Source organism: Sporosarcina sp. SAFN-015 (genome assembly GCF_051966875.1).
Taxonomy (GTDB): Bacteria; Bacillota; Bacilli; order Bacillales_A; family Planococcaceae; genus Sporosarcina.
Window position 1 is genome coordinate 166,369 of record NZ_JBQCKP010000007.1, and the last position, 22,956, is coordinate 189,324.

The 22,956-nt window shown below is 44.7% G+C and carries 26 protein-coding genes and 2 riboswitches; of the genes, 19 read left to right on the forward strand and 7 right to left on the reverse strand.

Annotated elements, in window-relative coordinates; translation table 11 throughout:
* Window positions 1-150 precede the first annotated feature (150 nt).
* The 5 genes from ACTHPA_RS13555 to ACTHPA_RS13575 all read left to right on the forward strand — a co-directional run bounded on the left by ACTHPA_RS13555 (window position 151) and on the right by ACTHPA_RS13575 (window position 5,800).
* Window positions 151-1,875 carry a sulfate adenylyltransferase gene (locus tag ACTHPA_RS13555; protein ID WP_440500935.1) on the forward strand — a complete coding sequence of 575 codons (1,725 nt, stop codon included), beginning with the start codon at window positions 151-153 and terminating at the stop codon, window positions 1,873-1,875.
* Between the two features lie 192 nt (window positions 1,876-2,067).
* Window positions 2,068-2,391: a PadR family transcriptional regulator gene (locus ACTHPA_RS13560; protein ID WP_440500937.1), complete on the forward strand. Its 324-nt coding sequence runs from the start codon at window positions 2,068-2,070 to the stop codon at window positions 2,389-2,391.
* Window positions 2,388-3,266: a permease prefix domain 1-containing protein gene (locus ACTHPA_RS13565; protein ID WP_440500939.1), complete on the forward strand. Its 879-nt coding sequence runs from the start codon at window positions 2,388-2,390 to the stop codon at window positions 3,264-3,266. The genes ACTHPA_RS13560 and ACTHPA_RS13565 overlap by 4 nt, the downstream gene beginning before the upstream one ends.
* Window positions 3,263-4,285: a hypothetical protein gene (locus tag ACTHPA_RS13570; RefSeq protein WP_440500940.1), complete on the forward strand. Its 1,023-nt coding sequence runs from the start codon at window positions 3,263-3,265 to the stop codon at window positions 4,283-4,285. The genes ACTHPA_RS13565 and ACTHPA_RS13570 overlap by 4 nt, the downstream gene beginning before the upstream one ends.
* Window positions 4,286-4,408: 123 nt before the next feature.
* On the forward strand, window positions 4,409-5,800 hold the full coding sequence (locus ACTHPA_RS13575) for an MATE family efflux transporter (protein WP_440500942.1): 1,392 nt from the start codon (window positions 4,409-4,411) through the stop codon (window positions 5,798-5,800).
* Between the two features lie 51 nt (window positions 5,801-5,851).
* Here ACTHPA_RS13575 and ACTHPA_RS13580 read toward each other — a convergent pair whose 3' ends face one another.
* Complete coding sequence (locus ACTHPA_RS13580; RefSeq protein ID WP_440500943.1) at window positions 5,852-6,124, reverse strand: hypothetical protein; 273 nt, start codon at window positions 6,122-6,124, stop codon at window positions 5,852-5,854.
* A 105-nt stretch (window positions 6,125-6,229) separates the two neighbouring features.
* Window positions 6,230-7,006, reverse strand: a complete 777-nt coding sequence (locus ACTHPA_RS13585; RefSeq protein WP_440500944.1) for a DUF2268 domain-containing protein — start codon at window positions 7,004-7,006, stop codon at window positions 6,230-6,232.
* 142 nt (window positions 7,007-7,148) lie between these two features.
* Here ACTHPA_RS13585 and cysK point away from each other — a divergent pair, with 142 nt between their 5' ends.
* From cysK to ACTHPA_RS13605, 4 genes are all read left to right on the forward strand, one after another.
* Window positions 7,149-8,078: a cysteine synthase A gene (gene cysK / locus ACTHPA_RS13590; RefSeq protein ID WP_440500946.1), complete on the forward strand. Its 930-nt coding sequence runs from the start codon at window positions 7,149-7,151 to the stop codon at window positions 8,076-8,078.
* Window positions 8,079-8,156: 78 nt separating this feature from the next.
* The gene (locus ACTHPA_RS13595; RefSeq protein WP_440500947.1) at window positions 8,157-8,999 is read left to right on the forward strand and encodes an ABC transporter ATP-binding protein; all 843 of its coding nucleotides are present in this window, start codon (window positions 8,157-8,159) and stop codon (window positions 8,997-8,999) included.
* A complete protein-coding gene (locus tag ACTHPA_RS13600; protein ID WP_440500948.1) occupies window positions 8,932-9,684 on the forward strand; it encodes an ABC transporter permease in 753 nt (250 codons plus the stop codon). The genes ACTHPA_RS13595 and ACTHPA_RS13600 overlap by 68 nt, the downstream gene beginning before the upstream one ends.
* 25 nt (window positions 9,685-9,709) lie before the next feature.
* Complete coding sequence (locus ACTHPA_RS13605; protein WP_440500950.1) at window positions 9,710-10,690, forward strand: aliphatic sulfonate ABC transporter substrate-binding protein; 981 nt, start codon at window positions 9,710-9,712, stop codon at window positions 10,688-10,690.
* A gap of 64 nt (window positions 10,691-10,754) precedes the next feature.
* Here ACTHPA_RS13605 and ACTHPA_RS13610 read toward each other — a convergent pair whose 3' ends face one another.
* Window positions 10,755-11,933 carry an MFS transporter gene (locus tag ACTHPA_RS13610; RefSeq protein WP_440500952.1) on the reverse strand — a complete coding sequence of 393 codons (1,179 nt, stop codon included), beginning with the start codon at window positions 11,931-11,933 and terminating at the stop codon, window positions 10,755-10,757.
* A gap of 36 nt (window positions 11,934-11,969) precedes the next feature.
* Window positions 11,970-12,069: riboswitch (purine riboswitch) on the reverse strand.
* 112 nt (window positions 12,070-12,181) lie between these two features.
* Here ACTHPA_RS13610 and ACTHPA_RS13615 point away from each other — a divergent pair.
* The gene (locus ACTHPA_RS13615) at window positions 12,182-12,697 is read left to right on the forward strand and encodes a hypothetical protein (RefSeq protein WP_440500954.1); all 516 of its coding nucleotides are present in this window, start codon (window positions 12,182-12,184) and stop codon (window positions 12,695-12,697) included.
* Between the two features lie 141 nt (window positions 12,698-12,838).
* Complete coding sequence (locus ACTHPA_RS13620) at window positions 12,839-14,395, forward strand: ABC-F family ATP-binding cassette domain-containing protein (protein ID WP_440500956.1); 1,557 nt, start codon at window positions 12,839-12,841, stop codon at window positions 14,393-14,395.
* Window positions 14,396-14,466: 71 nt separating this feature from the next.
* Here ACTHPA_RS13620 and ACTHPA_RS13625 read toward each other — a convergent pair whose 3' ends face one another.
* Window positions 14,467-14,682, reverse strand: a complete 216-nt coding sequence (locus tag ACTHPA_RS13625; RefSeq protein WP_440500958.1) for a small, acid-soluble spore protein tlp — start codon at window positions 14,680-14,682, stop codon at window positions 14,467-14,469.
* A gap of 166 nt (window positions 14,683-14,848) precedes the next feature.
* Here ACTHPA_RS13625 and ACTHPA_RS13630 point away from each other — a divergent pair, with 166 nt between their 5' ends.
* The 3 genes from ACTHPA_RS13630 to ACTHPA_RS13640 all read left to right on the forward strand — a co-directional run bounded on the left by ACTHPA_RS13630 (window position 14,849) and on the right by ACTHPA_RS13640 (window position 17,436).
* Window positions 14,849-15,607: a hypothetical protein gene (locus ACTHPA_RS13630; RefSeq protein ID WP_440500959.1), complete on the forward strand. Its 759-nt coding sequence runs from the start codon at window positions 14,849-14,851 to the stop codon at window positions 15,605-15,607.
* An 84-nt stretch (window positions 15,608-15,691) separates the two neighbouring features.
* Window positions 15,692-16,441 (forward strand): RNA polymerase sigma-I factor, encoded by a 750-nt coding sequence (gene sigI, locus ACTHPA_RS13635; RefSeq protein ID WP_440500961.1) that lies wholly within the window; start codon window positions 15,692-15,694, stop codon window positions 16,439-16,441.
* Window positions 16,438-17,436: an anti-sigma factor domain-containing protein gene (locus ACTHPA_RS13640; protein WP_440500962.1), complete on the forward strand. Its 999-nt coding sequence runs from the start codon at window positions 16,438-16,440 to the stop codon at window positions 17,434-17,436. The genes sigI and ACTHPA_RS13640 overlap by 4 nt, the downstream gene beginning before the upstream one ends.
* A 128-nt stretch (window positions 17,437-17,564) precedes the next feature.
* On the opposite strand, the gene ACTHPA_RS13645 is transcribed toward ACTHPA_RS13640, so the two are convergent.
* Window positions 17,565-18,386, reverse strand: coding sequence for a squalene/phytoene synthase family protein (locus ACTHPA_RS13645; RefSeq protein WP_440500964.1), 822 nt, complete (start codon window positions 18,384-18,386; stop codon window positions 17,565-17,567).
* 526 nt (window positions 18,387-18,912) lie between these two features.
* Here ACTHPA_RS13645 and ACTHPA_RS13650 point away from each other — a divergent pair.
* The 3 genes from ACTHPA_RS13650 to ACTHPA_RS13660 all read left to right on the forward strand — a co-directional run bounded on the left by ACTHPA_RS13650 (window position 18,913) and on the right by ACTHPA_RS13660 (window position 19,989).
* Window positions 18,913-19,035 carry a hypothetical protein gene (locus ACTHPA_RS13650; protein WP_440500966.1) on the forward strand — a complete coding sequence of 41 codons (123 nt, stop codon included), beginning with the start codon at window positions 18,913-18,915 and terminating at the stop codon, window positions 19,033-19,035.
* Between the two features lie 39 nt (window positions 19,036-19,074).
* Entirely contained in the window at window positions 19,075-19,224 is a 150-nt protein-coding gene (locus ACTHPA_RS13655; protein WP_440500968.1) for a hypothetical protein, read from the forward strand.
* A gap of 198 nt (window positions 19,225-19,422) precedes the next feature.
* Window positions 19,423-19,989: an NADPH-dependent FMN reductase gene (locus ACTHPA_RS13660; RefSeq protein ID WP_440500970.1), complete on the forward strand. Its 567-nt coding sequence runs from the start codon at window positions 19,423-19,425 to the stop codon at window positions 19,987-19,989.
* A 56-nt stretch (window positions 19,990-20,045) separates the two neighbouring features.
* Here ACTHPA_RS13660 and ACTHPA_RS13665 read toward each other — a convergent pair whose 3' ends face one another.
* Window positions 20,046-20,795 carry a cyclase family protein gene (locus ACTHPA_RS13665; protein ID WP_440500971.1) on the reverse strand — a complete coding sequence of 250 codons (750 nt, stop codon included), beginning with the start codon at window positions 20,793-20,795 and terminating at the stop codon, window positions 20,046-20,048.
* A 25-nt stretch (window positions 20,796-20,820) separates the two neighbouring features.
* Window positions 20,821-21,957, reverse strand: a complete 1,137-nt coding sequence (locus ACTHPA_RS13670) for a methionine biosynthesis PLP-dependent protein (RefSeq protein ID WP_440500973.1) — start codon at window positions 21,955-21,957, stop codon at window positions 20,821-20,823.
* A gap of 71 nt (window positions 21,958-22,028) precedes the next feature.
* Window positions 22,029-22,135, reverse strand: a riboswitch (SAM riboswitch).
* 140 nt (window positions 22,136-22,275) lie between these two features.
* Between ACTHPA_RS13670 and ACTHPA_RS13675 the strand changes: the two genes are divergently transcribed.
* Window positions 22,276-22,611 (forward strand): DMT family transporter, encoded by a 336-nt coding sequence (locus tag ACTHPA_RS13675; protein WP_440500974.1) that lies wholly within the window; start codon window positions 22,276-22,278, stop codon window positions 22,609-22,611.
* A gap of 1 nt (window position 22,612) precedes the next feature.
* Window positions 22,613-22,927: a DMT family transporter gene (locus tag ACTHPA_RS13680; protein ID WP_440500976.1), complete on the forward strand. Its 315-nt coding sequence runs from the start codon at window positions 22,613-22,615 to the stop codon at window positions 22,925-22,927.
* Window positions 22,928-22,956 lie beyond the last annotated feature (29 nt).

The window sequence follows — 22,956 nt, forward strand, 5'->3', positions numbered from 1 at the left end:
CATATTAGCCTCTATAACTCGTAAGACGCTCCCTAAAAAGAGAAAAATTATTAATTTCAGATAATAACCTATTTACAAACTTGAAAGTATGTTAATATTCAGAAGAGAGTACGTTTTTATTAGAATGAAATGGAATGAGGAGGAGAAGGGATGTTGAACGTAACAGAAAATCGGTTTGCCAATTACCCTCAACAACCACATGGGGGGAAACTGGTGGACAAAGTATTGACGGGGGTTGAGAGGGAGGAGGAGCTGGAAAGAGCTAGGCTGCTACCTTCCATCATGGTCGACTTGGAAGCGGTCATTACGCTTGAAATGATTGCAACAGGGGTCTTGTCTCCGAATGAAGGATTCATGAATGAAATCGACTATAAATCTGTATTGAACGAAGGCAGGTTGGCGAACGGTACAGTATGGCCTGTTCCGCTAAGCTTTGCTCCGATTGGCAATCGCAACAAGGAAATCATCAAGACACTTTCCGTGGGGGATGAAGTGGCGCTTTCCGACGAACAAAACGAGCCGGTTGCGATTTTGAAGATCGAAGATGTTTTTGATTATGATAAGGAATACCGTGCTTCACATCTATTCGGCACGACTGATCGAAATCATCCAGGGGTGGACGCGATCTATAGACGTATGGGCGACGTCGCGCTAGGCGGACCAATCCGATTATTGCGCCGTGTCGATTGGGGGCCGTTTGAAAAGCTGCGGTTGGAGCCGAAAGATACGTGGCATGAATTTTACGAGGTGAAGAAATTCCGCTCTGCAGCGGGATTCATTACCGGGGCGAATCCTTTGCATCGGGGCCATGAATATATCCATAAAAACGCGTTAGAAGAAATCGACGGCTTGCTTCTTCAGCCGTTAGTCGAAATGGCAAAACGTGAATATACGCGTCATGAATTCCGGATGTTGTCCTATCGAAGTGTGCTGGATACGTATTATCCGAAAGGGCGGTCCATTCTTGCTCCGCTGCGGGTGACGTATATTTTTGCGGGCCCTCGGGAAACAGTGCTGCATGCGCTGATTATGAAAAACTATGGTTGCACTCATGCGCTTATCGGCCGGGATCATGCAGGAATCGGAGATTATTACGATAAGTATGCAAGCCATAGCATTTTTGACCAGTTCAATCCGGAAGAGCTCGGCATTGACGTAAGGCTTTTCCACGAAGTGTTCTATTGCACGCGTTGCGATAGCCCGGCGACAGAACAATCATGCCCGCACGATATTCAATATCGGATCAATATTTCTGGAACAGGTATCCGGGAAATGCTTCGTCATGGAATTATGCCGCCGAAGGAAATCGTCCGTCCGGAATCGGCAAGGATTGCGATCCAGGGCGTCCAGCCAAAAGGTCTTGATGAATTTGGAAGCGCTATCTCTCCAGTAGGGAAGATCATTAAGAGTATGTTCCCGTTCTATTTGGAACGGACGAGGCTTGGAGGACGGATTCGAAAAGCGTCACTGTCGGTCGAGGACTTGACGAATGACGATTTGGAAGCGGTCAATTTGGATGTCCGGGCGAATGCCGACCGTATTTATCGGGAAGTTTTCGAGGAGTATTCGAATGTGGGCGACACGAACCGGAGCATGCAGCCTGAATGGGTGATGGATGCAAGAGAATCATTGCATACTCAGCAACAGATGGTCATCCAGGACTTGGAGGAGAAAGTGAAGCAGGCTCCTGAGGCCGCTTCGGATGAATTCATGTATCAGGATAAAGAGGAAGCACAACGGGAATTGGAAGTGGCAAAGAAAATCTTGGGCGACATTCCGAAAGTACTGCGTGCAGCAGACTTCGATTATCGGACGTGGAATGTGCTACCGTATAAGCGTTATCGCGGGGCAGACGAGCCTGAAGAAGAAAAATAAAATCCATATAGAGCGAGTAGTAATATACTTGGAGCTTTCCGCTTTTGTCGCGGAAAGCTTTTTCACGTTTCTGTAGGTCCTTTTGACTTCAAGGAATCATTCTTATGTATGGTCGAATGCAATCCATAAAACACCATTTACATTGCTTTGCGAGGTACCTCGTGTTACGATGTCGATAGAGAGGTGATTGAAATGGATCAAGAGATGATGAAAGGAAGCATCGATTTAATATTATTATCCCTCATCGCGCAACGGCATATGTACGGCTATGAAATCGTTAAAGTGTTGAAAAAGGTCAGTGACGATACGTATGAAATGAGTGAAGGGACTCTTTACTCTGCGTTGAAGCGTTTGGAAAAGAAACGGTGGGTCGACTCCTATTGGCAGGAAACGGAGGGCGGCAGGCGAAAGTATTATCGACTGACCGATGAAGGCGGCGCCGCTTTGGACAGCAAGCGCGAAAATTGGGAGTGGATGAATACGCTTGTGCATAAAAGTTCGGAAGGATTGCTATGAAGCAGCCCTTTCAACGGTTTGTCGAGGGAATTGTCCGGGAAACCGACAGCAATCATGAGGAGCGGAAAGACTTGTATGAAGAACTGCTCTCTCATTTGGAATGTTCATTCATAGATTATCAGAAGCAAGGATTATCAGAAGAGGAGGCTATGCGAACCGCCATGACAAACTTTGGAGAGGAACGGGAGATTGGCAAGCAGCTGCAACAGGCAATGTACCCATACCGAAGGGAAATGATGCTTTCATTATCGGTAGCATCACTGCTTTTCGCGTATAGCGTTTACGCATGTCAGTTATTTGTAATGGGAGATGCGCATATCCCTTGGTTAATCGTTGCCGTCTTCATTAGCACCGCAATACTAGTTATGACGGTTCGGCCGGTTTCTTCATTGAATCGGAGATTGTGGATGAATAGCATGCTGCTCATTCATATCATGACTTTTTTCTATGGATTTTTATTGGCGACTGACGTATATCCGCCGTTGTCGACCGGCTTGTCAATCATTGCAGGATTGATTCTTTTGCTTGCGATCGTTCTTGTGTATCGGACGACGATTTACGATTATTCATCAAAACGCCAACAGCTAGTGAAGGATGCAAAACGATTTCATTTTATAAATATCACAACAGGTATATTCATTGTTTTCGCTACATTGTTTTTCTTATGGGCGTTTTTATTTTTCGGTGATATGTCGCCAAAAGTATTCATATTGTTTATACCGCTTGTCCTATGGATTGTTTCCTATGCAAGCCAATTGCAGTTGCTCTCGAAGCAAAAGAAACTGTGGGCGTATGCGATTCTGTTCATGCAAACAGCAGTCGTATTATCGGCGGTCGGATTTTGGGTGTTTGGAGTTGTAGGAGGGATGGCATGAATAAATCAATCAGTATTCTCATTGGTAGTATCGGCTTCGTTACGATCGTTTTCGTTGTGCTAGGGTTCTTGTTTGAAAAAGAGGAAAATGAAAAGCAAAATGGGCTGACTGCCACTTTCGATGTCTCTGTAGATGGTTCGATTGCATATGTTGCCTATGATGACGGGAAAGCAGGTATTTATTTGCCTGATGGGAATGAATTGCCGATTGTACAGTTTCCTGTCGATCAAACAATTTTAGATATCAGCTTCTCGAAAGATGGTAAAAGACTAGCATATATTGTGACAGATAAAGAGATGAGTCCAGAAAGTGAAAGCTCCGTACATCTTTTGAATGTGGATACGGCTGCTGATCAACTTGCATTTCGTGAGCAAGGAATAATTACGGAACTGGCATTTGACCCGAAAGATTCGGAGCTTCTCTTTTATTTGCACGCCGCGACTTTTACGAACTATTCACCGATTGTAGGCGAAAGGCCACATGATTTTGATGTGCATAGCTTCCATCTTCAAACGCTTGAGCAGACAAAATATACCGATCTGAAAAAGTACAATATGCAGTCATTGCAAGTATCGGCGACAGATGAATCCGTGTATGTCCAAACGGATGACGATGAACATGTACAAACAGCGGACGATGTATTTGCATCCAAGCAGCGTATTTTTAAAATCCCACTCGATGCGCCAGACGAAAAAACGGTCATAAGTGATCCGGCGGGGGAGGAAGATCTATATGACTTCGTACTGTTGCCGGATAGGGAAGAAATTATTTACCAAGCAGTCGGGGGCACTGGAGAAGATGGCATATTCGAGTACGAGTTGTTCAGCTTCAATTGGAATACGTATGAAACGAAGCAACTGACCCATTTAAAGGAGTATGCGTCTGAACCAACCGTAGGGCAGGATAATAAAATCTACTTTTTGGTGGACCGTCAATTCGGAGGGCGGCAGCCTGACTATCGAATCTATCAGATGTCCGCAGATGGGGAAAATGTGAAAGAAATCTTGAGTGCACAATAAACGATTTGCATGACTATGAAAAATTGAAAAAAATGGAGGCGTACCCGTTGTCAATAAGCCGATTTCTATGATAAGCTAATTCCTGTTTTGAATATCTTAAATAGAAATGAAGGCGATATATAGATGGCAGCAGTTGCAGCCAACGGCCCGGGGAAGAAACTGAATTTGTTTCATCTGACGTGGCCGATTTTTCTTGAGTTATTTTTGTTCATGTTGATGGGATTGGCGGATACGTTCATGTTGAGTGCGCTGTCTGATGATGCGGTATCAGGCGTTGGGGCAGCGAACCAATATGTGCAAATCGCAATTCTTGTACTAGAAGTAGTCGGTAACGGTGCAGCAATCGTTGTTGCCCAATATTTAGGGTCTAGGCGTTTTATTGAAGCGTCGAAGATTTCTGCGCTTGCAGTTTCTTTGAATCTATTAGTAGGACTTGGCATTAGTGGCATCTTCATTTTGTTCACGAGCCGTATGATGGAAACGATGAATTTGCAAGGGGATGTCCTTGCACATGCGGAAGCGTATTTGGTCATCGTTGGAGGTGGGATTTTCCTACAGGCGATCATCAACTCGCTTGCAGCTGTCATTCGTGTTCACGGATTTACGAAACAGACGATGTTCGTATCACTCGGCATGAACATTATTCACGTCATCGGGAACTATGCGCTCATCTTCGGAAAGTTCGGGATGCCTGCGCTAGGCGTGCAAGGAGCGGCGATTTCGTCGGTCGGAAGCCGTGTAATCGCGATGTTCGTCTTCATTTGGCTATTGTACAAAGTGCTTGAATATCGTATCGAATTCCGTTATTACTTTACATGGTCGAAGGAATACATCAAAAAGATATTGAACATCGGATTGCCTTCAGCGTTCGAACAGATCCTGTACCAAGCATGCCAAATCGTATTCCTCTACTATGTCACTTATCTCGGTACGGAGGCGCTTGCTGCGAGACAGTATGCGACGAACATTTCGATGTTCAGTTATTTGTTTGCACTCGCAATCGGCCTCGGGACAGCAATCATCGTCGGCAGACTCGTTGGAAGCGGAGAAAAGGATGAAGTGTACCAGCAAGTTTGGTCCTCTTTGAAGCGTGCGCTTGTCTTTACCGTCGTGTTAGTGGCGATTGTCATGACGTTCCGTTATCCGCTTATGCGCCTGTTCACCGACAATGAGGAAATTATCGAGCTTGGAGCATCTGTGTTGTTATTAGCATGTTTGCTGGAAACAGGACGGACGTTCAATATCGTCATCATCAACTCGCTCCGTGCATCGGGCGACGCGAAATTCCCGGTTTTGATGGGAGCTCTATCGATGGTCATGATGAGTTTGCCGCTTGGCTATTTCTTCGTGTTCGTGCTAGACCTAGGACTTGTCGGAGTATGGCTAGCTATCGCGGCAGATGAATGGACACGCGCCATCATAATGATGCTGCGTTGGAAAAGCAGAGCATGGGAACGGTATGCGCTTGTTGAGCCTCTTGAAACAGAAGTAGAAGTGAAGCCGGAAGTCGTTTAAATGAAAAAGAAGGCCTCTCATATGTGAGAAGTCTTCTTTTTATTTTTATAATTACCAGAAGAACGGAAGCAAAGCGAAGGTTACGATGGAGCCGAGTGCAATTCCTAAGCCAAACGCTAATCCACGTCCTCCAAAGCCATATCCATATCTAAAACCGTATCCGAAACCACCCAAATTTCGTTGACGACCGAATGGCTCTAAATAGACTTTATTGCCCCTGACACATTGAATAATCCCCCTATGGGTTCGTCCATCCCGAGTCCCAATAACGACAGCTCTTCCGATATGCCTAGTGCACAAAGAATGGTATTGTTGAACTGACATCGTGTTGTCACCCCATTTCGATTGAACATAATACATCATATGTGAGGGATTTTTCTTCAAGGGGGACAAACACACCGTTGCATTCGTTTAGAGTGAAAAGCAGTATTACGACAGCTGTCCAATTTCGGAGGATGAAAGTGTAAAAAGATCCGCTACATGCAAGTCTTTAGCTCTTAAAAAGTTTTGAACCAAATAATAGCCGACAGCGTATCCAGTCATATGGGGACAATTGCCGAGGCCGTATAGCACTTTTTCATGGGTAGCACTCTCTTTCACATGATGTTTGTTTGGATTGACGAAGTCTTTCCACAATCGGGCCAGCTGTTTGTCGGAATAAAGAGAAGTCCACGAAGAGGTAGAGTCCTTCCCGAATCTTTCTGCCACAGCTGCTTCTGCCAACCCTTCCAAAATGATCGTATCTAATAATGTGTACTCTTCTCCCCGTTTCGGAAACTTGTTCAATCGGCACACATGATTGTACTCATGGGTAAGTAACGCCTTCATTTCAGTTTCCGTATTATGAGGTGAAATGAATAAAAAAAGCTTATCAGCATAAGCTAGCCCCGATTTTCCTTTGAATTGACGAATCAACACGCTGTTGTTGGAATCCGATGGGAAGATAAAGATAGGGACAGAAGGACCTTTCCATTTGCTTCTCAATCGCCCTATTTCATCCGACAACATTCCCCATGCATTTTTCTCCTGCAATTTCTTCGTTAACTCTCTTCCTTGTTTTGCAGTCTTGTACATGCCAAACGTCGTTAAGTGATGATGAATATCCGATGAGGAAGCTGATGTGAAGTAGTTGATTAATTTAGCGCAAACTTTCGAAGGGTCTCCTTTGCATTCCTCGAGCCAATTGTCAGTCCGGATTACGGCCATGCTATGGCACCTCTTTTTGAATTATCATATTCGCATGTTAGAAGGAAGGTCCACAACATAAAAAACCCACTAAATTACTATGCATTGTAGGGATTATTCTGCTATAATCTACTAAACATACGTAATGAAGGAGCTGGACAGCTTGCGAGTAGTGAATAATATAGCCGAATTGATAGGCGAAACGCCTGTAGTGAGATTGAATCGCCTTCCTGATCCACAAGGTGCAGCCGTCTATGTGAAGCTTGAATATTTCAATCCGAGCAGAAGCGTCAAGGACCGGGCGGCATACAATATGATAATCGAAGCGGAAAAAGCGGGTTTATTACAACCGGGAGATACGATCATTGAACCGACGTCTGGAAACACAGGGATCGGACTCGCGATGAATGCTGCAGCGAGAGGCTACAAAACAATTATCGTCATGCCTGATTCTTCGACACTCGAGCGGATCAATATTTTAAAAGCTTACGGTGCAACGGTCATGTTGACACCGAGTGATTTAAAAATGCCGGGAGCCATTCAAAAGGCAAAGGAAATTTCAGCGGAGATTCCAAATAGCTTCATTCCGATGCAATTTGAAAATGTAGCGAATCCGGATATTCACAGGTATACGACAGGACCGGAAATCGTTCGAGCGATGGAATCGTTGAACCGAAAACTGTCAGCGTTTGTTTGTACAGCGGGTACGGGCGGTACAGTTACAGGGACTGGTGAGTTTTTAAAAGGACACGACAGCGATATTACGGTTCATATAGCGGAGCCGGCAGGTTCTCCAGTACTATCTGGCGGGAAGCCCGGGAAGCATAAGCTTGTCGGAACGAGCCCCGGTTTTATCCCATCGATATTAAACACATCCGTTTACGACGAGATTTTCAAGATCGAAGATGAGGACGCCTATCGAACGGTACGCGAATTGGCGGCGCGTGAAGGCTTGCTGCTCGGTCCAAGCGGGGGTGCTTCCGTATTTGCTGCGATGCAAGTGGCGAAACGATTGACCCCAGCTGATACTGTTGTCTGTATTGCGCCAGACAATGGCGAACGGTATTTATCGAGCGATTTATTTGATGACTAAAGGAGAGGAATAAGCATCCTCTCCATTTTCATAAGTTTAATTCCGACTAAACAAATAAGATAAATAGAGGTGTGGAAAATGTATGTCACAATCGATGGAATCGAGAAGAGTTTCACGAATGAAAGAAAAGAGCAGGTTCTAGTACTGGATCACATTACTATCGATATGGAAAAAGGGAGCTTCGTCTCCATCGTCGGTCCTTCTGGCTGTGGCAAATCGACGCTGCTTTATATGATTGCAGGCTTAGAGAAGACGGATAAAGGCAGCATTCGCATCGCAGGAAATGAAGTGAAGAAGCCTGGTCCCGATCGAGTCGTCGTTTTTCAGGAAGCCGGGCTTTTCCCGTGGTTAACCGTGTTGGAAAATGTGAAATACGGCTTGCTGCTGAAGAAGATGCCGAAGCAAGAGGCTGAGGCAAAGGCAATCGAAATGTTGAAAATGGTCCACTTAAGCAACTATATCCATTCGTACCCGCATCAACTGTCGGGTGGGATGAAGCAAAGAGTATCTATTGCGAGAGCTTTAGTGATGGAACCGGATATTTTGCTGATGGATGAGCCTTTCTCTGCGCTCGATGAACAGACGAGAATGGTGCTCCATAAAGAATTGCTGGAGATTTGGAAAAAGACGAAAGTGACGATTTTTTTCGTGACGCACAATATTCGAGAGGCTGTGTTGTTATCGGAAAAAGTGATCGTGTTCGGCACGCGTCCTGGAAAGGTGAAGGAAATCATTCCAGTTCCGACTTCAACGGACGGCGTGTTGCCCGATAGTGTGACATTGCATACAGAACAACGGATTTTAGCCATTTTGGAGGAGGAAATTGAAAAGGTGTTAAAGGAGGAAATGGGTGATGACTACAGCTTTAAGACGAATCATCTTCATCGCGATGATAGCGGTGATATGGGAAGTCACATCTAGACTTTCGGTATTGCCAGATTTCATGTTTCCGCGTTTGACACAAGTGTTGGAAACTCTTTTTAACGGTCTTGTGAATGGGCAAATTGTAGCGGCAATCGGGAAAAGCATGAGCCGCCTGCTGATCGGATTTGCGATCGCAATCGTTTTAGGTGTCATTATGGGCTATCTCATTTGGCGATATAAATTAGTGGAGGATACACTCGGTTTTCTCGTTACTGCGTTGCAATCCATTCCGAGCATCGTCTGGTTCCCGCTCGCAATCATCTGGTTCGGATTGAATGATTTCTCGATCCTGTTCATCGTCACGATTGGTGCCACATGGACGATGACCGTCAGTGCGACGAGTGGATTTCAAAATGTGCCGACGCTGTACCAACGGGTAGCTAAAACATTCGGTTCAACTGGGGTCCATTTCATTCGAACTGTCATCCTGCCGGCATCCGTTCCGCAATTAATATCGGGTCTTCGCATTGCCTGGGCATTTTCATGGAGGGCATTGATGGCGGGGGAATTGCTCGGCTCAGGAGGAGGACTCGGGCAACTACTTGAAACAGGGCGGTCTCTCGGTCAAATGGACCTTGTCATCTCGGTTATGATCATCATCGCGGTAATAGGAACGATTATGGATAATGTCGTGTTTTTACGTTTGGAGCGTTCTGTACAGAAAAAATGGGGTCTTGCGTAACCAGCATACAAAGGAGATGTCGACAATGAAAAAGTCATTGATTATGACGTTGTTAACGGTTTTAGTAATGGGAATCCTCACTGCTTGCGGCTCTTCATCCTCAGGCGAAAAATCAGTTAAAATCGGGTACTTCCCGAATTTGACTCATATCGCTACAATCGTTGCTCTTGAAAACGGTTATTTTGAGGAAGAGTTTGGGGATGATGTGAAAATTGAAACGAAGACGGTCAGCAATGGTGGTCTTTTCATGGAAGCGATGACGACAAAATCGATTGATGTCGGTACAGTCGGTCCTGGTCCATTGTTGAATTTCTACGTGAAAAACCCGACGTTCCGTTTGATTTCTGGCGCAGTGAACGGAGGAGCTGTTCTTGTCGCGAGTGAAGGCGGAGGCGTTTCGGAACTTGCCGATCTAGATGGCAAAAAAGTCGCCATTCCGGTCATTGGAAGCACACAAGACGTCATGCTTCGAAAAGCATTGAAAGAAGTGAATCTCGAAACGACCACGAACGGCGGTACAGTCGAATTATTCGCAGCTGCGCCTGCTGACACCGCTACACTTTTTGTTCAAAACGCAGTCGATGCCGCAGCGACACAAGAGCCGTGGGGAAATATCCTCGAAACACAGGCGAACGGCAAGCTGATCCTGGACTGGGATGTTTTTGCATGGGGGAAGGAATCGACAAACACAGTCGTTGCAGCAAGCGATGAATTCTTGAAGAACAAAGAATTTGCGAGCGCTTATTTGAAAGCGCACAAGCGGGCAGTCGAGTTCATCCAACAAAATCCGGAGGAAGCTCAAAAGTTGGTCATTCAACATATAAAAGATTTGACGGGCAAGGAAATCAATGAAGAAGAGACAACTGCCGCATTTGCAAAGCTTGAAGTTACGACCGAGGTGAATGAGCAAGTCATTCAAGAAATGGCGGACATTAGTAAGGAAGCCGGATATGTGACGAGCAGTGATATTGAAGGCATGATTGATCTTTCATATTTGAAAGAGTAAGAAGCGAAGAATAAAAAAAGAGGGACCTACCATGATCTAGGTGAGGTCCCTTGTACTTTATTCATCAATTGGCTTGTACTTCTTTCGCACGTCTTGCTTTGCCGGTTGCCATCGATATCGAAACGGCAGCGCACAAAAATGCAATGACGACAACTCCAGCCCCGACAGTCGTTGTGCTTGTGACCGAATCGGTTTGGCCTAATACGACAGCGCCGATTCCTGAACCCAATGCGATCCCGACCTGCAATGCGGAATTGTTTAGACTTTGATGGATATCAGACGAAACGGGATCGGTCTCGATAATATAATCCTGCTGCGGCGGTGCAAGGGCCCAGCTTAATGCTCCCCAAATCATCATGATGACAATGAAGAACGGAAACGAAAATGTCGAGTAGGGCAATACGAATAAGATCAAGGCGAAAGAACCGATAATAATGAGAATACTTTTCTTTGATCCGACCCAACCGGCAAGATTCCCCCCGAACGCTCCGCCAGCTACTGCTGCTATTCCAAAAAGGAAATAGCAGATACTGATCCAGTATTGGTTCAGGTTCAAATTCATTTCCAAGAATGGTGTAAGGTAGGCGTAAACCGTATAATGGCCGGCTAGCATGAACATCGTTGCCAAGTGCGCGAAGACGATTTTTTTATTTGCGAGTGATTTGATTTGCATGGAAAGGGGCTGCACTTCACTCATCGGAATCTTCCCAAGGAAAATAGAAACGAAAATGAATGAGCAGATCGAAAGAACCGCAATTCCTAAAAAGACGCTGCGCCAACCGAACGCATTCGTAATGAGAATGCCAAGTGGCACGCCTAGCACGAGGGAAGAACTGATCCCCATCACAATATAACTGATGGCCTTCGCACGCTTAGGCGCTTCAACAATCCGAGCGGCAATCGTCAAGGAAAGGACGATGAGCAGTGCCGCACTCGTCGCGGTAATGACACGGGCGATCATGACAAATGTGAAAGTGGGACTGAAAAAGGTCATAATGTTTCCGGCGAAAAAGATCACCATCGTAACTAAATAAAGCTTTTTCCTCTCAATTTTAGCGGTCAATGACAATAAAACCGGACCGGCAATGGCGAACACAAGCGCATAGACCGAAATGAGCTGCCCCGCCGTCCCGATGGAAACATTTAAATCATCTGCGATAATTGGCAATATGCCTCCGACGATCAATTCAACAAGTCCGACTGTAATCGTTGATATCGCAAGGATTAAAACTCGTAAATCCATAAAAAATCCTCCTCTATAAAATAAAAAAATCCCGACTGCAAAGTAAGTTACCTTTGTAGTCAGGAGTTAATGGTTCCTGGTAGAGACCCTCAAACCGTATTATTGAGGTTATACATATATGTTGAAGTTATGAAATTTCCATTCACCAATCTACCATGGTTCGACATAAATATCAAGAGCAATTTCCTTTTTATGATCGATTATGGTTACATAGAAATAACAATTACATCTGTTTTGGAGGAACCAATATGTACGATCCAACTGTTTTCGAAAACTTAAAAGTCGCATTTGAAAACCGGGTGTATGATCTTGATACGATCGATCGCGATATACGGATCGTCAACCGATCAGATCAAATGGATTTCGCGGTTCTAGCACGGAAATTCATTTTACAATTTACACTTTTTCATTTGGAAGATGTGTCTGCCGAAATCATTTTGGAGGCATCTTTACAAGACTTGGCGGATGAAATATTGGAAGCACCCGGAGAAAATCCTGGCTGTTCATTGACAGTACGCTTTCTGAAGCGTGTTCGAGAAGAAGAGGAGCAGTGCGGACAGATCGAGGAAACATTGAATGACATATGGGAAAATGAAGTTCTTGTTACCCAAACGTTAAGTTTCATATACGGAGAGGACGCACCCGGTTACTTGAACAATATTGAAGTGAAATTCAAGGCGAAAATCAATGAGGAGCACATGGGGAAGCTGCCCGATTTTTTAAATAGTGTTCTCGACGCGCTGCGTGTACTGAACGCCATTTGACGATGAAAAAACTTTGCATCTTCTCTATCCCGAATTGGGAAATGGCTATATAATGAAGGACGTATGCATCTTTGTATGATTTATGCGTTTTTAGACTGATTTTTTGATTTTACTTTGACAGAAGGAAAAGGTGTACAACATATGAGTTTATTGACAGTAAGTAATTTAAGCCATGGGTTCGGGGACCGGGCAATTTTTGATGATGTTTCGTTCCGTTTATTGCAAGGGGAGCATATCGGCCTGATCGGTGCGAACGGGGAAGGTAAATCGACGTTCATGAATATCATCACGCGTAAGCTTGAGCCGGATGCTGGAACGGTCGCTTGGGCGAAGCGTGTGCGCGTCGGATATTTGGATCAGCATGTCGTGCTACAACAAGGGATGAGCATCCGTGATGTGCTGCGGACTGCGTTTCAATACCTTTATGATCTGGAGGCGGAGATGAACGCTCTTTTCGCGAAGATGGGCGAAGTCGATGCCGATGAGCTTGAGAAGCTGCTAGAGGAAACAGGGCAGATGCAAGATGAGCTGACGAATAACGACTTTTATATTATCGATTCCAAAGTGGATGAAGTGGCGAATGGACTTGGATTGGATGAGTTCGGGCTTGACCGTGACGTCCACGATTTAAGCGGCGGGCAACGTACGAAAGTGTTACTCGGTAAGCTCCTCCTTGAGAAGCCTGATATTCTGCTTCTTGATGAGCCGACAAACTATTTGGACGTCGAGCATATCGAGTGGCTGCGTAATTATTTGCAGAACTACGAAAATGCATTCATCCTCATTTCGCATGATATTCCTTTTTTGAACAGCGTCATTAACTTGATCTACCATATGGAAAACCAGCAAATTACACGGTACGCAGGGGATTATGATGAGTTTTTGCGTGTCCATGAAATGAAGAAGCAGCAAGTAGAGGCTGCATATAAGAAGCAGCAAAAGGAAATTGCCAACTTGAAGGACTTTGTTGCGCGCAATAAAGCGAATGCAGCAACGAGCCGGATGGCGATGTCCCGCCAGAAGAAGCTCGATAAGATGGATATCATTGAACTGGATGCTGAAAAGCCGAAGCCGCAATTCGATTTCAAGCTTGCGCGTACGCCGGGACGTTATTTATTCCAAACGAAAGACCTCGTCATCGGGTATGATGAGCCGCTGTCAAAGGAGCTCAACTTGACTATGGAGCGCGGGCAGAAGATTGCTTTGTCCGGGGCGAATGGTATCGGGAAAACGACGCTATTACGAAGCATTCTCGGTGAAATCCCATCTCTTGCGGGTTCTGTCGAGCTTGGCGACCATCTTGAAATCGGCTATTTCGAGCAGGAGATAAAGTCGGAGAATAATCGCACTTGCTTGGAAGAAGTGTGGGATGAATTCCCGCATTTCACGCAGTATGAAGTGCGTGCCGCGTTGGCGCGCTGCGGATTGACGACGAAGCATATCGAGAGCAAGGTGAAAGTGCTGAGTGGTGGAGAGCGGGCAAAAGTTCGCCTTTGCAAGCTCATTAACAGGGAAACGAATTTGCTCGTTCTCGACGAGCCGACGAACCACTTGGATGTCGATGCGAAAGCAGAATTGAAGCGCGCGTTAAAGGAATATAAGGGCAGTGTGTTGCTCATTTCCCATGAGCCTGATTTCTACGAAGGCGTTGTGACGGATGTGTGGAACGGAGAAAACTGGACGACGAAGATGTTTTAATACAAAAGCGGAGTTTAGACGTTATAAGCAGTGAAAGGCACTCGGGCGATTATGTCGTCCGAGTGCCTTTTTCAAATGTATCCGTTGATCCGCGATTTGTTTTCCTGATGGATTTCTTCTTGCAATCCGTCAATCGCTTCTTTTCGGCGTTCGTTCTTCTCCTTGATGGAAGCAAGTTCTGCACCCTCAGCAGTTTTCGCTGCTTCATTCGCAGCTTCCATATTGCTAATCGTCTTCTTTAATCGGTCCACATTATCTGCAGAATCATTCGGTAAAGGTCTTGGCATGTTCATCCCTCCTTTATTCAATTAACTAGTCTATCCACTTGACGAGAAAATATGTGTAAACTGCTAATCTCGTAACTTTTTTCATGTCGACCCCCATAAAAAGAGAATCCACTTCGAATAACTAGTATGTCCGATAGTGGACAACAACTTAGACGAGGTGATTGATATGCAAAAGAAGTGGAGAAAAACAGGAGCAGCATTGCTTATCGCGGGATTGACAGTTGGAGGGACAAGCTATGCACTTGCAGATGGTGGAAAAGTAACTGAAGTTATCGATCTTAGCGAAATTGGAAAAGACACAGTCTCACCTGTAAGTCCGGTTAGAGAAGTTGTGAAAGCAGATGACACGGAGACGGACGTTGCTGCATCTGAAACGAACGAAGGCGAGACAACGACTGAAACGGACAAAGAAAATGGAACAACGGAAACTGACAAAGAGGGAACAACAGAATCCGATAAAGAACAAGCGACTGAAACAGATGAAAACGAATTGCCTGAAATTCCGGAAGGCTATACAGCAGGAAATCTTGCTGCCTTGGCAAAAGCATATGAAAATGCTGGAAACCAGAATGCGAAAGCGGCCATTAAACGCAATATGGAACGTTCCATTGCGAAATGGGAAAGCAAGCAGCCTGTAGTTGAAACACCAGAAGAGGAAGTTAAAGAAGAAGCGCCGGTAACTGAAGAACCAGCGAAAGTTGAAGAGCCTGTAAAAGAAGAAGCACCGGTGAAAGAAGAACCGGTGAAAGAAGAAAAGCCGGCTAAAGTGAAAGCGAAAAATCCTCAAGCTGAATTGAACGCAAAGCATAAAGAGGAAAAAGAAGCATTGAAAACTGCTCAAAAAGCTGAACGTGATGCATTGAAGGAAGAGCGCAAAGCTGCAAAGGAACAGCAAAAACAAGAGAAAAAAGAGAAGAAAAACTAATTTACCATAGTTTACTGCTTTCCATTTTCCGATTGTCCACTTACAATCGAAGCAATCGGAATTGATGGAAACGGAGGGTTGTCCATGCTTTTGTCCATCATACAAGGGATCTTCAATAAGGAATCTAATACAGCAATAGATAAGCTTGTATGGAAGGCGAAGACTGGCGATGAGAAGGTCATGGATGAGCTTCTCATCGCATTTACTCCGTTCATGAAAAAGACGGCTTCTTTCGTATGCAATCGATTCATTGACGATAGCGATGAAGAATTCAGTATTGCAATGGTCGGATTTCACGAGGCGGTTTTAAAATACAAACCGGAGGAAAATGCTTCACTGAAGACATTTGCCCATTTGATCATGAAACGGCGGCTGATCGATTATATACGAAAAGAAGCAGTGAGAAATGCGAACGTCCTTCTAACGATTGATGACGATGAAAATGAAATGGCCAACGAATATGTCTTCGATGAATCATCGATCTTTTCTTATTCAGAAGAACGTCGAGCGAAGGAACGTCGGGAAGAGCTGGCCGAGTACGGCAGATTGCTTGATGAATACGGCTTATCATTCAAAGAGCTTGCCGCAGTATCACCAAAACACGCTGATTCCAGAAAGACCGCTTTTCAACTCGCACAAATCATAGCGGAGACACCAGAGTTTTATAATCATCTTATGGAGAATAAGAGACTACCAATGAAGCAGTTGGAAGAGATTGTCGAAGTCTCCAGGAAAACGATTGAGCGACACCGGAAATACATCATTGCGGTTACGCTGTTGCTAAACAACGATTTTATATACATAAAGGAATACGTAAAAGGGGAACTCATATGATGCGGACATATAGAGGCATTGTTTGCGAAAAGAAAACAAAATATATGGTGTTCCTAACGGCGAAAGGTGAATTTCTGCGGGGAGTTCCGTTTGGGGATCCACCCGAGATCGGTGAGGAAGCTGAATTCGCACTCGTTACTCCGTCTTTTATGACCGGAAGAAGACCGAAGACGCGTTTAGCTGGAGCCTTCTTAGTTGCGGCAGCCCTTCTATTTTTCTTTGTGTCGTCATTGAGCCCTTTAAACGATAAAGTGATGGCGTATGTACAATTGGAATCTGGCACAGCAATGGAGTTTGGAGTGAACCGGAAAGGTAATGTCATTTCCTTGCGTTATTTGAATGAAGCGCAAAAGGACGATTTAGCAGAATGGAAGAACCGTCCAATCCTTTCCGTGCTCGATAGGGCCATATCTGAATTATCGATGCATGACAATCAAATTATAGTTACGACAGTCTACCCAACTGCCGAAAAGGAGCACGAAGCGCGTCAAGTGATTGGAGCTGCTGTACAGGAAGTGCGTGGAAAGTATGACGACTTGAATTTGCAAGTTGCTGAAAGCACGCCAGAGAAACGAAAAGTGGCGAACAAGAAAAAAATGTCGATTCATCAATTCAACTCTGTAGAAAATGAAAAGTCTTCAAGTGGAAATCAACCTGCTAGTAAAAAGGATCAGAAAGAGAAAAAGTCAGAACAGAAGCTGGAAGACAAATCCCCAAAAACGAAGAAAGACAGCACGCCACCTTCAACTCCGCAACAAAAAGAAATGGAGATGAAGCGTACAAATCAGCCTGAAGCTCAGCAAAGTCCGCCGGTGGAGAAAAAGGAAAAGAAGCAGAACGATCATAGAAGTGAAAATGTACCGCCTCATGCAGATAAAAAAGGGCCGCCAGATCACTCATCATCATTGAATAAACAGCCTAATGACCATCAAGGACCACCTGTGAAACAACAACAAAAAGAAAATCCATCAAAGAATCCGCAAAATAATAAATGAGGCTGCTACGACCGTAGCAGCCTCTCTTTTCGTTAAATAAAACTGTCAACCGCTCATAACTCCCGCCAACCGCTCATAAAACGGGAAAAGCGCTCATAACTCCTGCCAAGCGCTCATAACTCCCAACATTATACTTCCTTCAAAATCGCATCCACGGTCGATTCTACTTCTGCACGATTCATTTTCTCATGCCCGCCATGCAACGCGCCGATTGTCCGCTTCGCCAACGCAAGGGGGATTTTGCAGAACGTCAAGATGTTTTTGTTTGAAATAGACTCGATATATTCATCAGCCTTTTTCAAGTTCAGCTCCGCATATTCGAACAGGTCATGCCTGTCCCATCCTTCAGGAAGGAAACGGACGCCGCGCTCCGCATCCTCGTCCTGATTGCGCAGCATATTCACCGCCTGCAATCCTCGACCATACCCAATCGCCAAGTCCCGATCCGTTTTCGTTCCGTCATACTGTTCCCAAATATCGGAAAGCATCACACCGACAAGACCTGCTACATAGTATGTATAGTCATCCAAATCCTCTTTCGTTTGAATCAGGAAATCCCTTCCAACCCATTTCGCCATGCCGTCCGCCATAATGCTTGTCGACTCTTTCACTTTCGCCACGATACTTGTCGGGCATACAGATAGCCAATCGCCAAGTCGCAACGTCACTTCCGGCAATAAGTTTTCATAAGGCTTCAGAAGAGCGCGATACTCAGCAGCGTCGAATAAGTCGGTTTGCAGGAGCTTGCTCGTAGCCTTCAACAAATGTTGTTTGCTCTCCGGATGCAACTCCTCATGATCCTCTATTTCATCAATCGCACGCATGCATAAATAGGCAGAGCCTACCGTTTTTCGCAGTGTTGGATTCAATAACTTAATCGGAATATAGAAAGTCCTGCTCGTCAGCTTTAAAACGTGCATCGCTTCCTTTTGTAATTTAGCTTCGTTCATAATGATGGTCCTCCTTCATTTCTGGAAGCAGTTCTTATCATTATCATACACTATTCTAAGAAGCACTTGCCAACCCTATTGTTGGGAATCAATATTTTTTTGGAATTTCCTATTGACAATGAATAAATGGTAATGGTATCCTGGAGAAGTAAGTTATTCTAAATTATGAAAAGGAGGTACGGAAACATGAAAAACGCAATGCTAATCCAATCTAATTTCATACTTGATCCGTGCCTGACTAAACTCTCCTTCTAATTATAGACTGAGGAATGGCATGGTATGCCGTTCTTTTATATGAGCACACGCTTATGCAAAAGGCGTGTGCTTTTTTGTGTCTTCTTTTGAAGGAAAATTCGGTGTTTTCACGCTTTGCGTGTAGCATAAATACAAAACGAAAAGGAGTGTTTCTGATGATGAAAGTAGGACAGCGGCAGAAAGTATTGAAGGTGGAGTCTCTGAAAAGTGGATAGCGATGCACCACGCAAGTGAATTGATTCAAATAAAAAATAAAGGAGGAAAAGCAAAAATGATTTATCAAGGCGCAAAACATGAACGTTATGAACAAATAAAAAACAAAAAATTGATGGAGTGGGAATCTCCAAAATGGATAGATAGTAATGGCGACACGACAGGTGGACGCCGATTGTAATCTCGTTTAAGGTCCCTCTCCAATTAGGAGAATAATGATATGTATACAATTGATAGAGAAGTAATTCAACGACAAATGGCAGAAATGCGACTGGAAGTCGAGCAGTATCGACTTGGCCAAAAAGCAATCAAACGAAAAAGAAAAGAGCGGAAAAACATTCCGTTCTGGGCGATTTTCTTCAGTTACTGAAACTAATCAAAAGAGCGTTCCCTCATACAAAAGAGAGAACGCTCTTTTCGTCTGAGCATATTCTTTTAAAAAATATCTTGAATGTGAGACAATCACTAGCGTCAAGTAACGATTGCACTAGCTTCAAATAGGACACATGCATTGTCGTATTGTGGCTATGCTAGTGGTAAAATAGCAACTATAAAGGAGTCCAACATCATGGCAATTAAAGTAAAAGCAATCATAGGTAGTAATAGCCCGACTTCATACAACCTGAAACTGGTTGAGTATCTCCGCAAGAAATATGCGGACAAGCTAGAGATCACGCCTGTTTTCATTAATAATGTTGATATGTTTTCCGTTGAACGAGAAAACAATCAGCCTGAAGACGTAAAGGATTTCCTGGACAATGTAAGGGATTCAGACGCTGTCCTTTTTGCGGTACCTGAATACAACTTTTCGATTCCGGGTGTATTGAAAAATGCGGTTGACTGGCTTTCAAGAAGCAACTTCGCAATCAAAGACAAGCCTGCTTTCATTATCGGCTCATCGATGGGCGTGTTAGGAAGTGTACGTGCTCAAATCCACTTACGTGAAATCTTGTCGAACCCAATGCTCTCTCCTGCACTATTGCCGAACAATGAAGTGTATATCGGATCTGTACACGAGAAAATGGACGAGAATGGTCAATTGACAGACCAAGCGACAATTGACTTTTTAGATAATGTTGTCAACAATTTCATCGCATTTTATTCAAAAACAAAAGCGTTAGCTGAAGCAAAATAATATGAAAAGAAAGGCCGTCTCGTACTAAGAGGCGGCCTTTTCTTTTGCTCCCCTGGTCAAGGAAGGATAGCGAATGATCTGACGGGGAAGCCGGATGCTTTTTCTGGTTTTGCGACGATGTTGAAAATGATGGCTCCTGTAGCAGGCAGCTTATCTAAATTGGTCATCAATTCAATCTGATATGTGTCTTGGTCAAGGACATAATATTCGCCCTCCAATTTTCCTTTCTTGCGGAAGTCCGCAGCAGAGTCGGTATCGTATGTTTCGTGGCCGACCGCTTTTACGCTGCGCTCTTCGAAAAGGAATTTCAATGCGTCCAATCCCCAGCCGGGAATTCGGTTGTTGCCATCTTCGTCCTTATTGTTAAACGCCTTGTGATCAGGCCAACGTTTACTCCAATCTGTGCGCAATGCTACGAATGTGCCTTCACCGATTTTTCCGTGAACCGCTTCAAAGTCTAAGATGTCCTGGATTCCAAATGTGAAATCATTGTCAGCTTCGGCTTCCTTCGATTTATCGATGACGACTAGCGGCAGGACCAGCTCATGCAACTCCAACTGGTCCAAATACCGTGTGTCGCGGACGAAGTGAATAGGGGCGTCGATATGAGTTCCATACTGCCCTGGGAATGAAAACTTTTGTGCAAAGAAGCCATCATCATGGGTGAAAAGCGTTTCGAATTTGGCGTCGTCAAACATGAAGAAGTGGGGTGAATCCGGACCGAATGTATGGGTCAAATCCACCCACTCTTTGCTTTTCAATAATTGAAGTGCTGCTTGAATTTCATTCACTGTTTCAACTGACATTAGAATCACTCTCTTTCCCCTATTGTTATTTTTGCCCGACAGCCGTCGTTTCAGCAGCGATGGCAATGGCTTGCTTAAGATCGGCAATTAAATCCTCTGCCTCTTCCAATCCTACCGAGAAGCGCAATAGTCGTTTATCGACGCCGCGTTTTTCACGCTCTTCCTCAGGAATATCCGCATGAGTTTGCGTCGTTGGATACGTGATCAAGCTCTCGACTCCTCCGAGACTTTCGGCAAATGTGATCAAGCGTAGGTTTTGCAAGAACGGATCGACCCAATCACTCTTGCACAGCCTGAATGAAATCATCCCGCCTTTACCTGCATAGAGCACATCATCGATAAGCGGTTCGTTTTCCAAATAGGAGACAAGCTCTTTCGCATTCGCATCATGTTGTTTCATTCGTACATGCAAAGTTTTCAAACCGCGGATGACAAGCCATGAATCGAACGGAGAAAGCGTTGCGCCAATCGCATTGTGGTTGTCGCCTAAACGTTTGCACAACTCTTCTCCTTTGGCGACGACGAGTCCGGCAAGCACGTCATTATGGCCTCCAATATATTTCGTTGCACTATGGATGACGATATCCGCACCGAGCTCGATTGGACGTTGGTAATATGGCGTCAAAAACGTATTGTCGACGATGACTAGCAAGCCGTGCTTTCTTGCAAGCTCTACATATTGTTCGATATCGATTTCAAGCATGAGCGGGTTTGTCGGTGTTTCGATGAAAATCGCTTTCGTGTTTTCAGTGATTAGCTTTTCCGTTTCCTTGACGTTTTCAAAAGATGAATAAGAGGTCCGGATGTTGTACAAGTCCGAGTATTGGTCGAATAAACGGAATGTGCCCCCATATAGGTCGTCGGGAGCAATTAGCTCATCTCCGGATTTGAATAGGGACATGACGAGCTGGATCGCCGCCATGCCCGAGCTGCATGCATATCCACGGTCACCGTTTTCAAGATTGGCGATGCCTTCTTCGAGAATCGTCCGAGTCGGATTTTTTGTGCGTGTATAGTCGTAGCCGGTAGAAAGCCCCAATCCGTCATGCTTGTACGCTGTCGAAAAATGAAGTGGAGGATTGACCGCTCCAGTTCTCGGGTCGCTCTGATTTCCTAGTTGTACCAATCTCGTGTTGATGCTCTGCTTTGTCAAGTTGTCCATCTCCTTTGTCTATTAAAAAAAGAGGCCTCTCTAAATAAGAAGAGGGCCTCCAACGATAGTTGAAATCAATCTTCTTATCTTCAAGACGTTCTACGCCTTTTGGAATTAGCACCATACCAAAATCGGGCTGGTTGCTGAGACTTCATCGGGCCAATCCCTCCGTCTCTCGTGATAAGAATCAAAATATAGTATTGTTAGAAAAAAGATTTATCTAAAGTTATCATGCTTCCCAAAAGATTGCAAGAAGTTTCGGAAATGAATGTCCATTGACGTTTGCTATAATGATGGGTGGTGGATAAATGAGAAGGAGGATTTCCAATGGCGTGGCTTTATGTTTTATTGGCAGCAATCGTTGAAATCTTTTGGGTGATTGGACTTCGTTATTCCGATAATGCACTCGAATGGGCGGGAACCGTCGTTGCCATCATCATTAGTTTTTATGCAATTATTAAAGCGTGCGAGAAGCTGCCGTCTGGGACGGTGTATGCGGTGTTTACCGGTTCCGGAGCGGCGGCAATTGTTCTTATAGACTTTCTGTTTTTCCATGCGGAGTTCTCTATTACAAAGTTAATTTTTATTGCGATTATTATCATAGGTGTGATCGGGATCAAAATGACAACGGTCGAATCTGAAGAGTCGGAAGGGGGCGATTGAAATGGCATGGGTATATTTGGTCCTAGCAAGTTTCGGGGAAATCTTTGGCGTCATGGCCATCAATCTGTATTTGCAGAAAAGATCGTTGCCCCGCCTGCTGCTCATTGTCGGAACATTTTCGGTCGGATTTTGGTTTTTGTCACTCGCGATGCGCGATATTCCGATGGGAACGGCCTATGCGATTTGGACCGGACTCGGTGCGGCAGGTGCTGTGTTGATGGGCATTTTGTTTTTCAAGGAAGCGGCCGGATGGAAACGGATTTTATTCCTTTGTTTGATCATCGGAGGAGCGGTCGGGTTGAAAGTATTTGGATGAAACGCGTATGTTAATTTCAATTGAATTAA

Bases quoted from the DNA above. Each gene is read 5' to 3' on its own strand.
- ACTHPA_RS13675 (WP_440500974.1), top strand. From the start codon at position 22,276: ATGGCGTGGCTTTATGTTTTATTGGCAGCAATCGTTGAAATCTTTTGG.
- ACTHPA_RS13605 (WP_440500950.1), top strand. From the start codon at position 9,710: ATGAAAAAGTCATTGATTATGACGTTGTTAACGGTTTTAGTAATGGGA.
- ACTHPA_RS13615 (WP_440500954.1), top strand. From the start codon at position 12,182: ATGTACGATCCAACTGTTTTCGAAAACTTAAAAGTCGCATTTGAAAAC.
- ACTHPA_RS13570 (WP_440500940.1), top strand. From the start codon at position 3,263: ATGAATAAATCAATCAGTATTCTCATTGGTAGTATCGGCTTCGTTACG.
- ACTHPA_RS13595 (WP_440500947.1), top strand. From the start codon at position 8,157: ATGTATGTCACAATCGATGGAATCGAGAAGAGTTTCACGAATGAAAGA.
- ACTHPA_RS13555 (WP_440500935.1), top strand. From the start codon at position 151: ATGTTGAACGTAACAGAAAATCGGTTTGCCAATTACCCTCAACAACCA.
- ACTHPA_RS13625 (WP_440500958.1), bottom strand. From the start codon at position 14,682: ATGCCAAGACCTTTACCGAATGATTCTGCAGATAATGTGGACCGATTA.
- ACTHPA_RS13600 (WP_440500948.1), top strand. From the start codon at position 8,932: ATGACTACAGCTTTAAGACGAATCATCTTCATCGCGATGATAGCGGTG.
- ACTHPA_RS13560 (WP_440500937.1), top strand. From the start codon at position 2,068: ATGGATCAAGAGATGATGAAAGGAAGCATCGATTTAATATTATTATCC.
- ACTHPA_RS13655 (WP_440500968.1), top strand. From the start codon at position 19,075: ATGTATACAATTGATAGAGAAGTAATTCAACGACAAATGGCAGAAATG.
- ACTHPA_RS13645 (WP_440500964.1), bottom strand. From the start codon at position 18,386: ATGAACGAAGCTAAATTACAAAAGGAAGCGATGCACGTTTTAAAGCTG.
- ACTHPA_RS13620 (WP_440500956.1), top strand. From the start codon at position 12,839: ATGAGTTTATTGACAGTAAGTAATTTAAGCCATGGGTTCGGGGACCGG.
- ACTHPA_RS13650 (WP_440500966.1), top strand. From the start codon at position 18,913: ATGATTTATCAAGGCGCAAAACATGAACGTTATGAACAAATAAAAAAC.
- ACTHPA_RS13680 (WP_440500976.1), top strand. From the start codon at position 22,613: ATGGCATGGGTATATTTGGTCCTAGCAAGTTTCGGGGAAATCTTTGGC.
- ACTHPA_RS13660 (WP_440500970.1), top strand. From the start codon at position 19,423: ATGGCAATTAAAGTAAAAGCAATCATAGGTAGTAATAGCCCGACTTCA.
- ACTHPA_RS13565 (WP_440500939.1), top strand. From the start codon at position 2,388: ATGAAGCAGCCCTTTCAACGGTTTGTCGAGGGAATTGTCCGGGAAACC.
- ACTHPA_RS13575 (WP_440500942.1), top strand. From the start codon at position 4,409: ATGGCAGCAGTTGCAGCCAACGGCCCGGGGAAGAAACTGAATTTGTTT.
- ACTHPA_RS13610 (WP_440500952.1), bottom strand. From the start codon at position 11,933: ATGGATTTACGAGTTTTAATCCTTGCGATATCAACGATTACAGTCGGA.
- ACTHPA_RS13585 (WP_440500944.1), bottom strand. From the start codon at position 7,006: ATGGCCGTAATCCGGACTGACAATTGGCTCGAGGAATGCAAAGGAGAC.
- ACTHPA_RS13665 (WP_440500971.1), bottom strand. From the start codon at position 20,795: ATGTCAGTTGAAACAGTGAATGAAATTCAAGCAGCACTTCAATTATTG.
- ACTHPA_RS13640 (WP_440500962.1), top strand. From the start codon at position 16,438: ATGATGCGGACATATAGAGGCATTGTTTGCGAAAAGAAAACAAAATAT.
- ACTHPA_RS13630 (WP_440500959.1), top strand. From the start codon at position 14,849: ATGCAAAAGAAGTGGAGAAAAACAGGAGCAGCATTGCTTATCGCGGGA.
- ACTHPA_RS13670 (WP_440500973.1), bottom strand. From the start codon at position 21,957: ATGGACAACTTGACAAAGCAGAGCATCAACACGAGATTGGTACAACTA.
- sigI (WP_440500961.1), top strand. From the start codon at position 15,692: ATGCTTTTGTCCATCATACAAGGGATCTTCAATAAGGAATCTAATACA.
- ACTHPA_RS13580 (WP_440500943.1), bottom strand. From the start codon at position 6,124: ATGTCAGTTCAACAATACCATTCTTTGTGCACTAGGCATATCGGAAGA.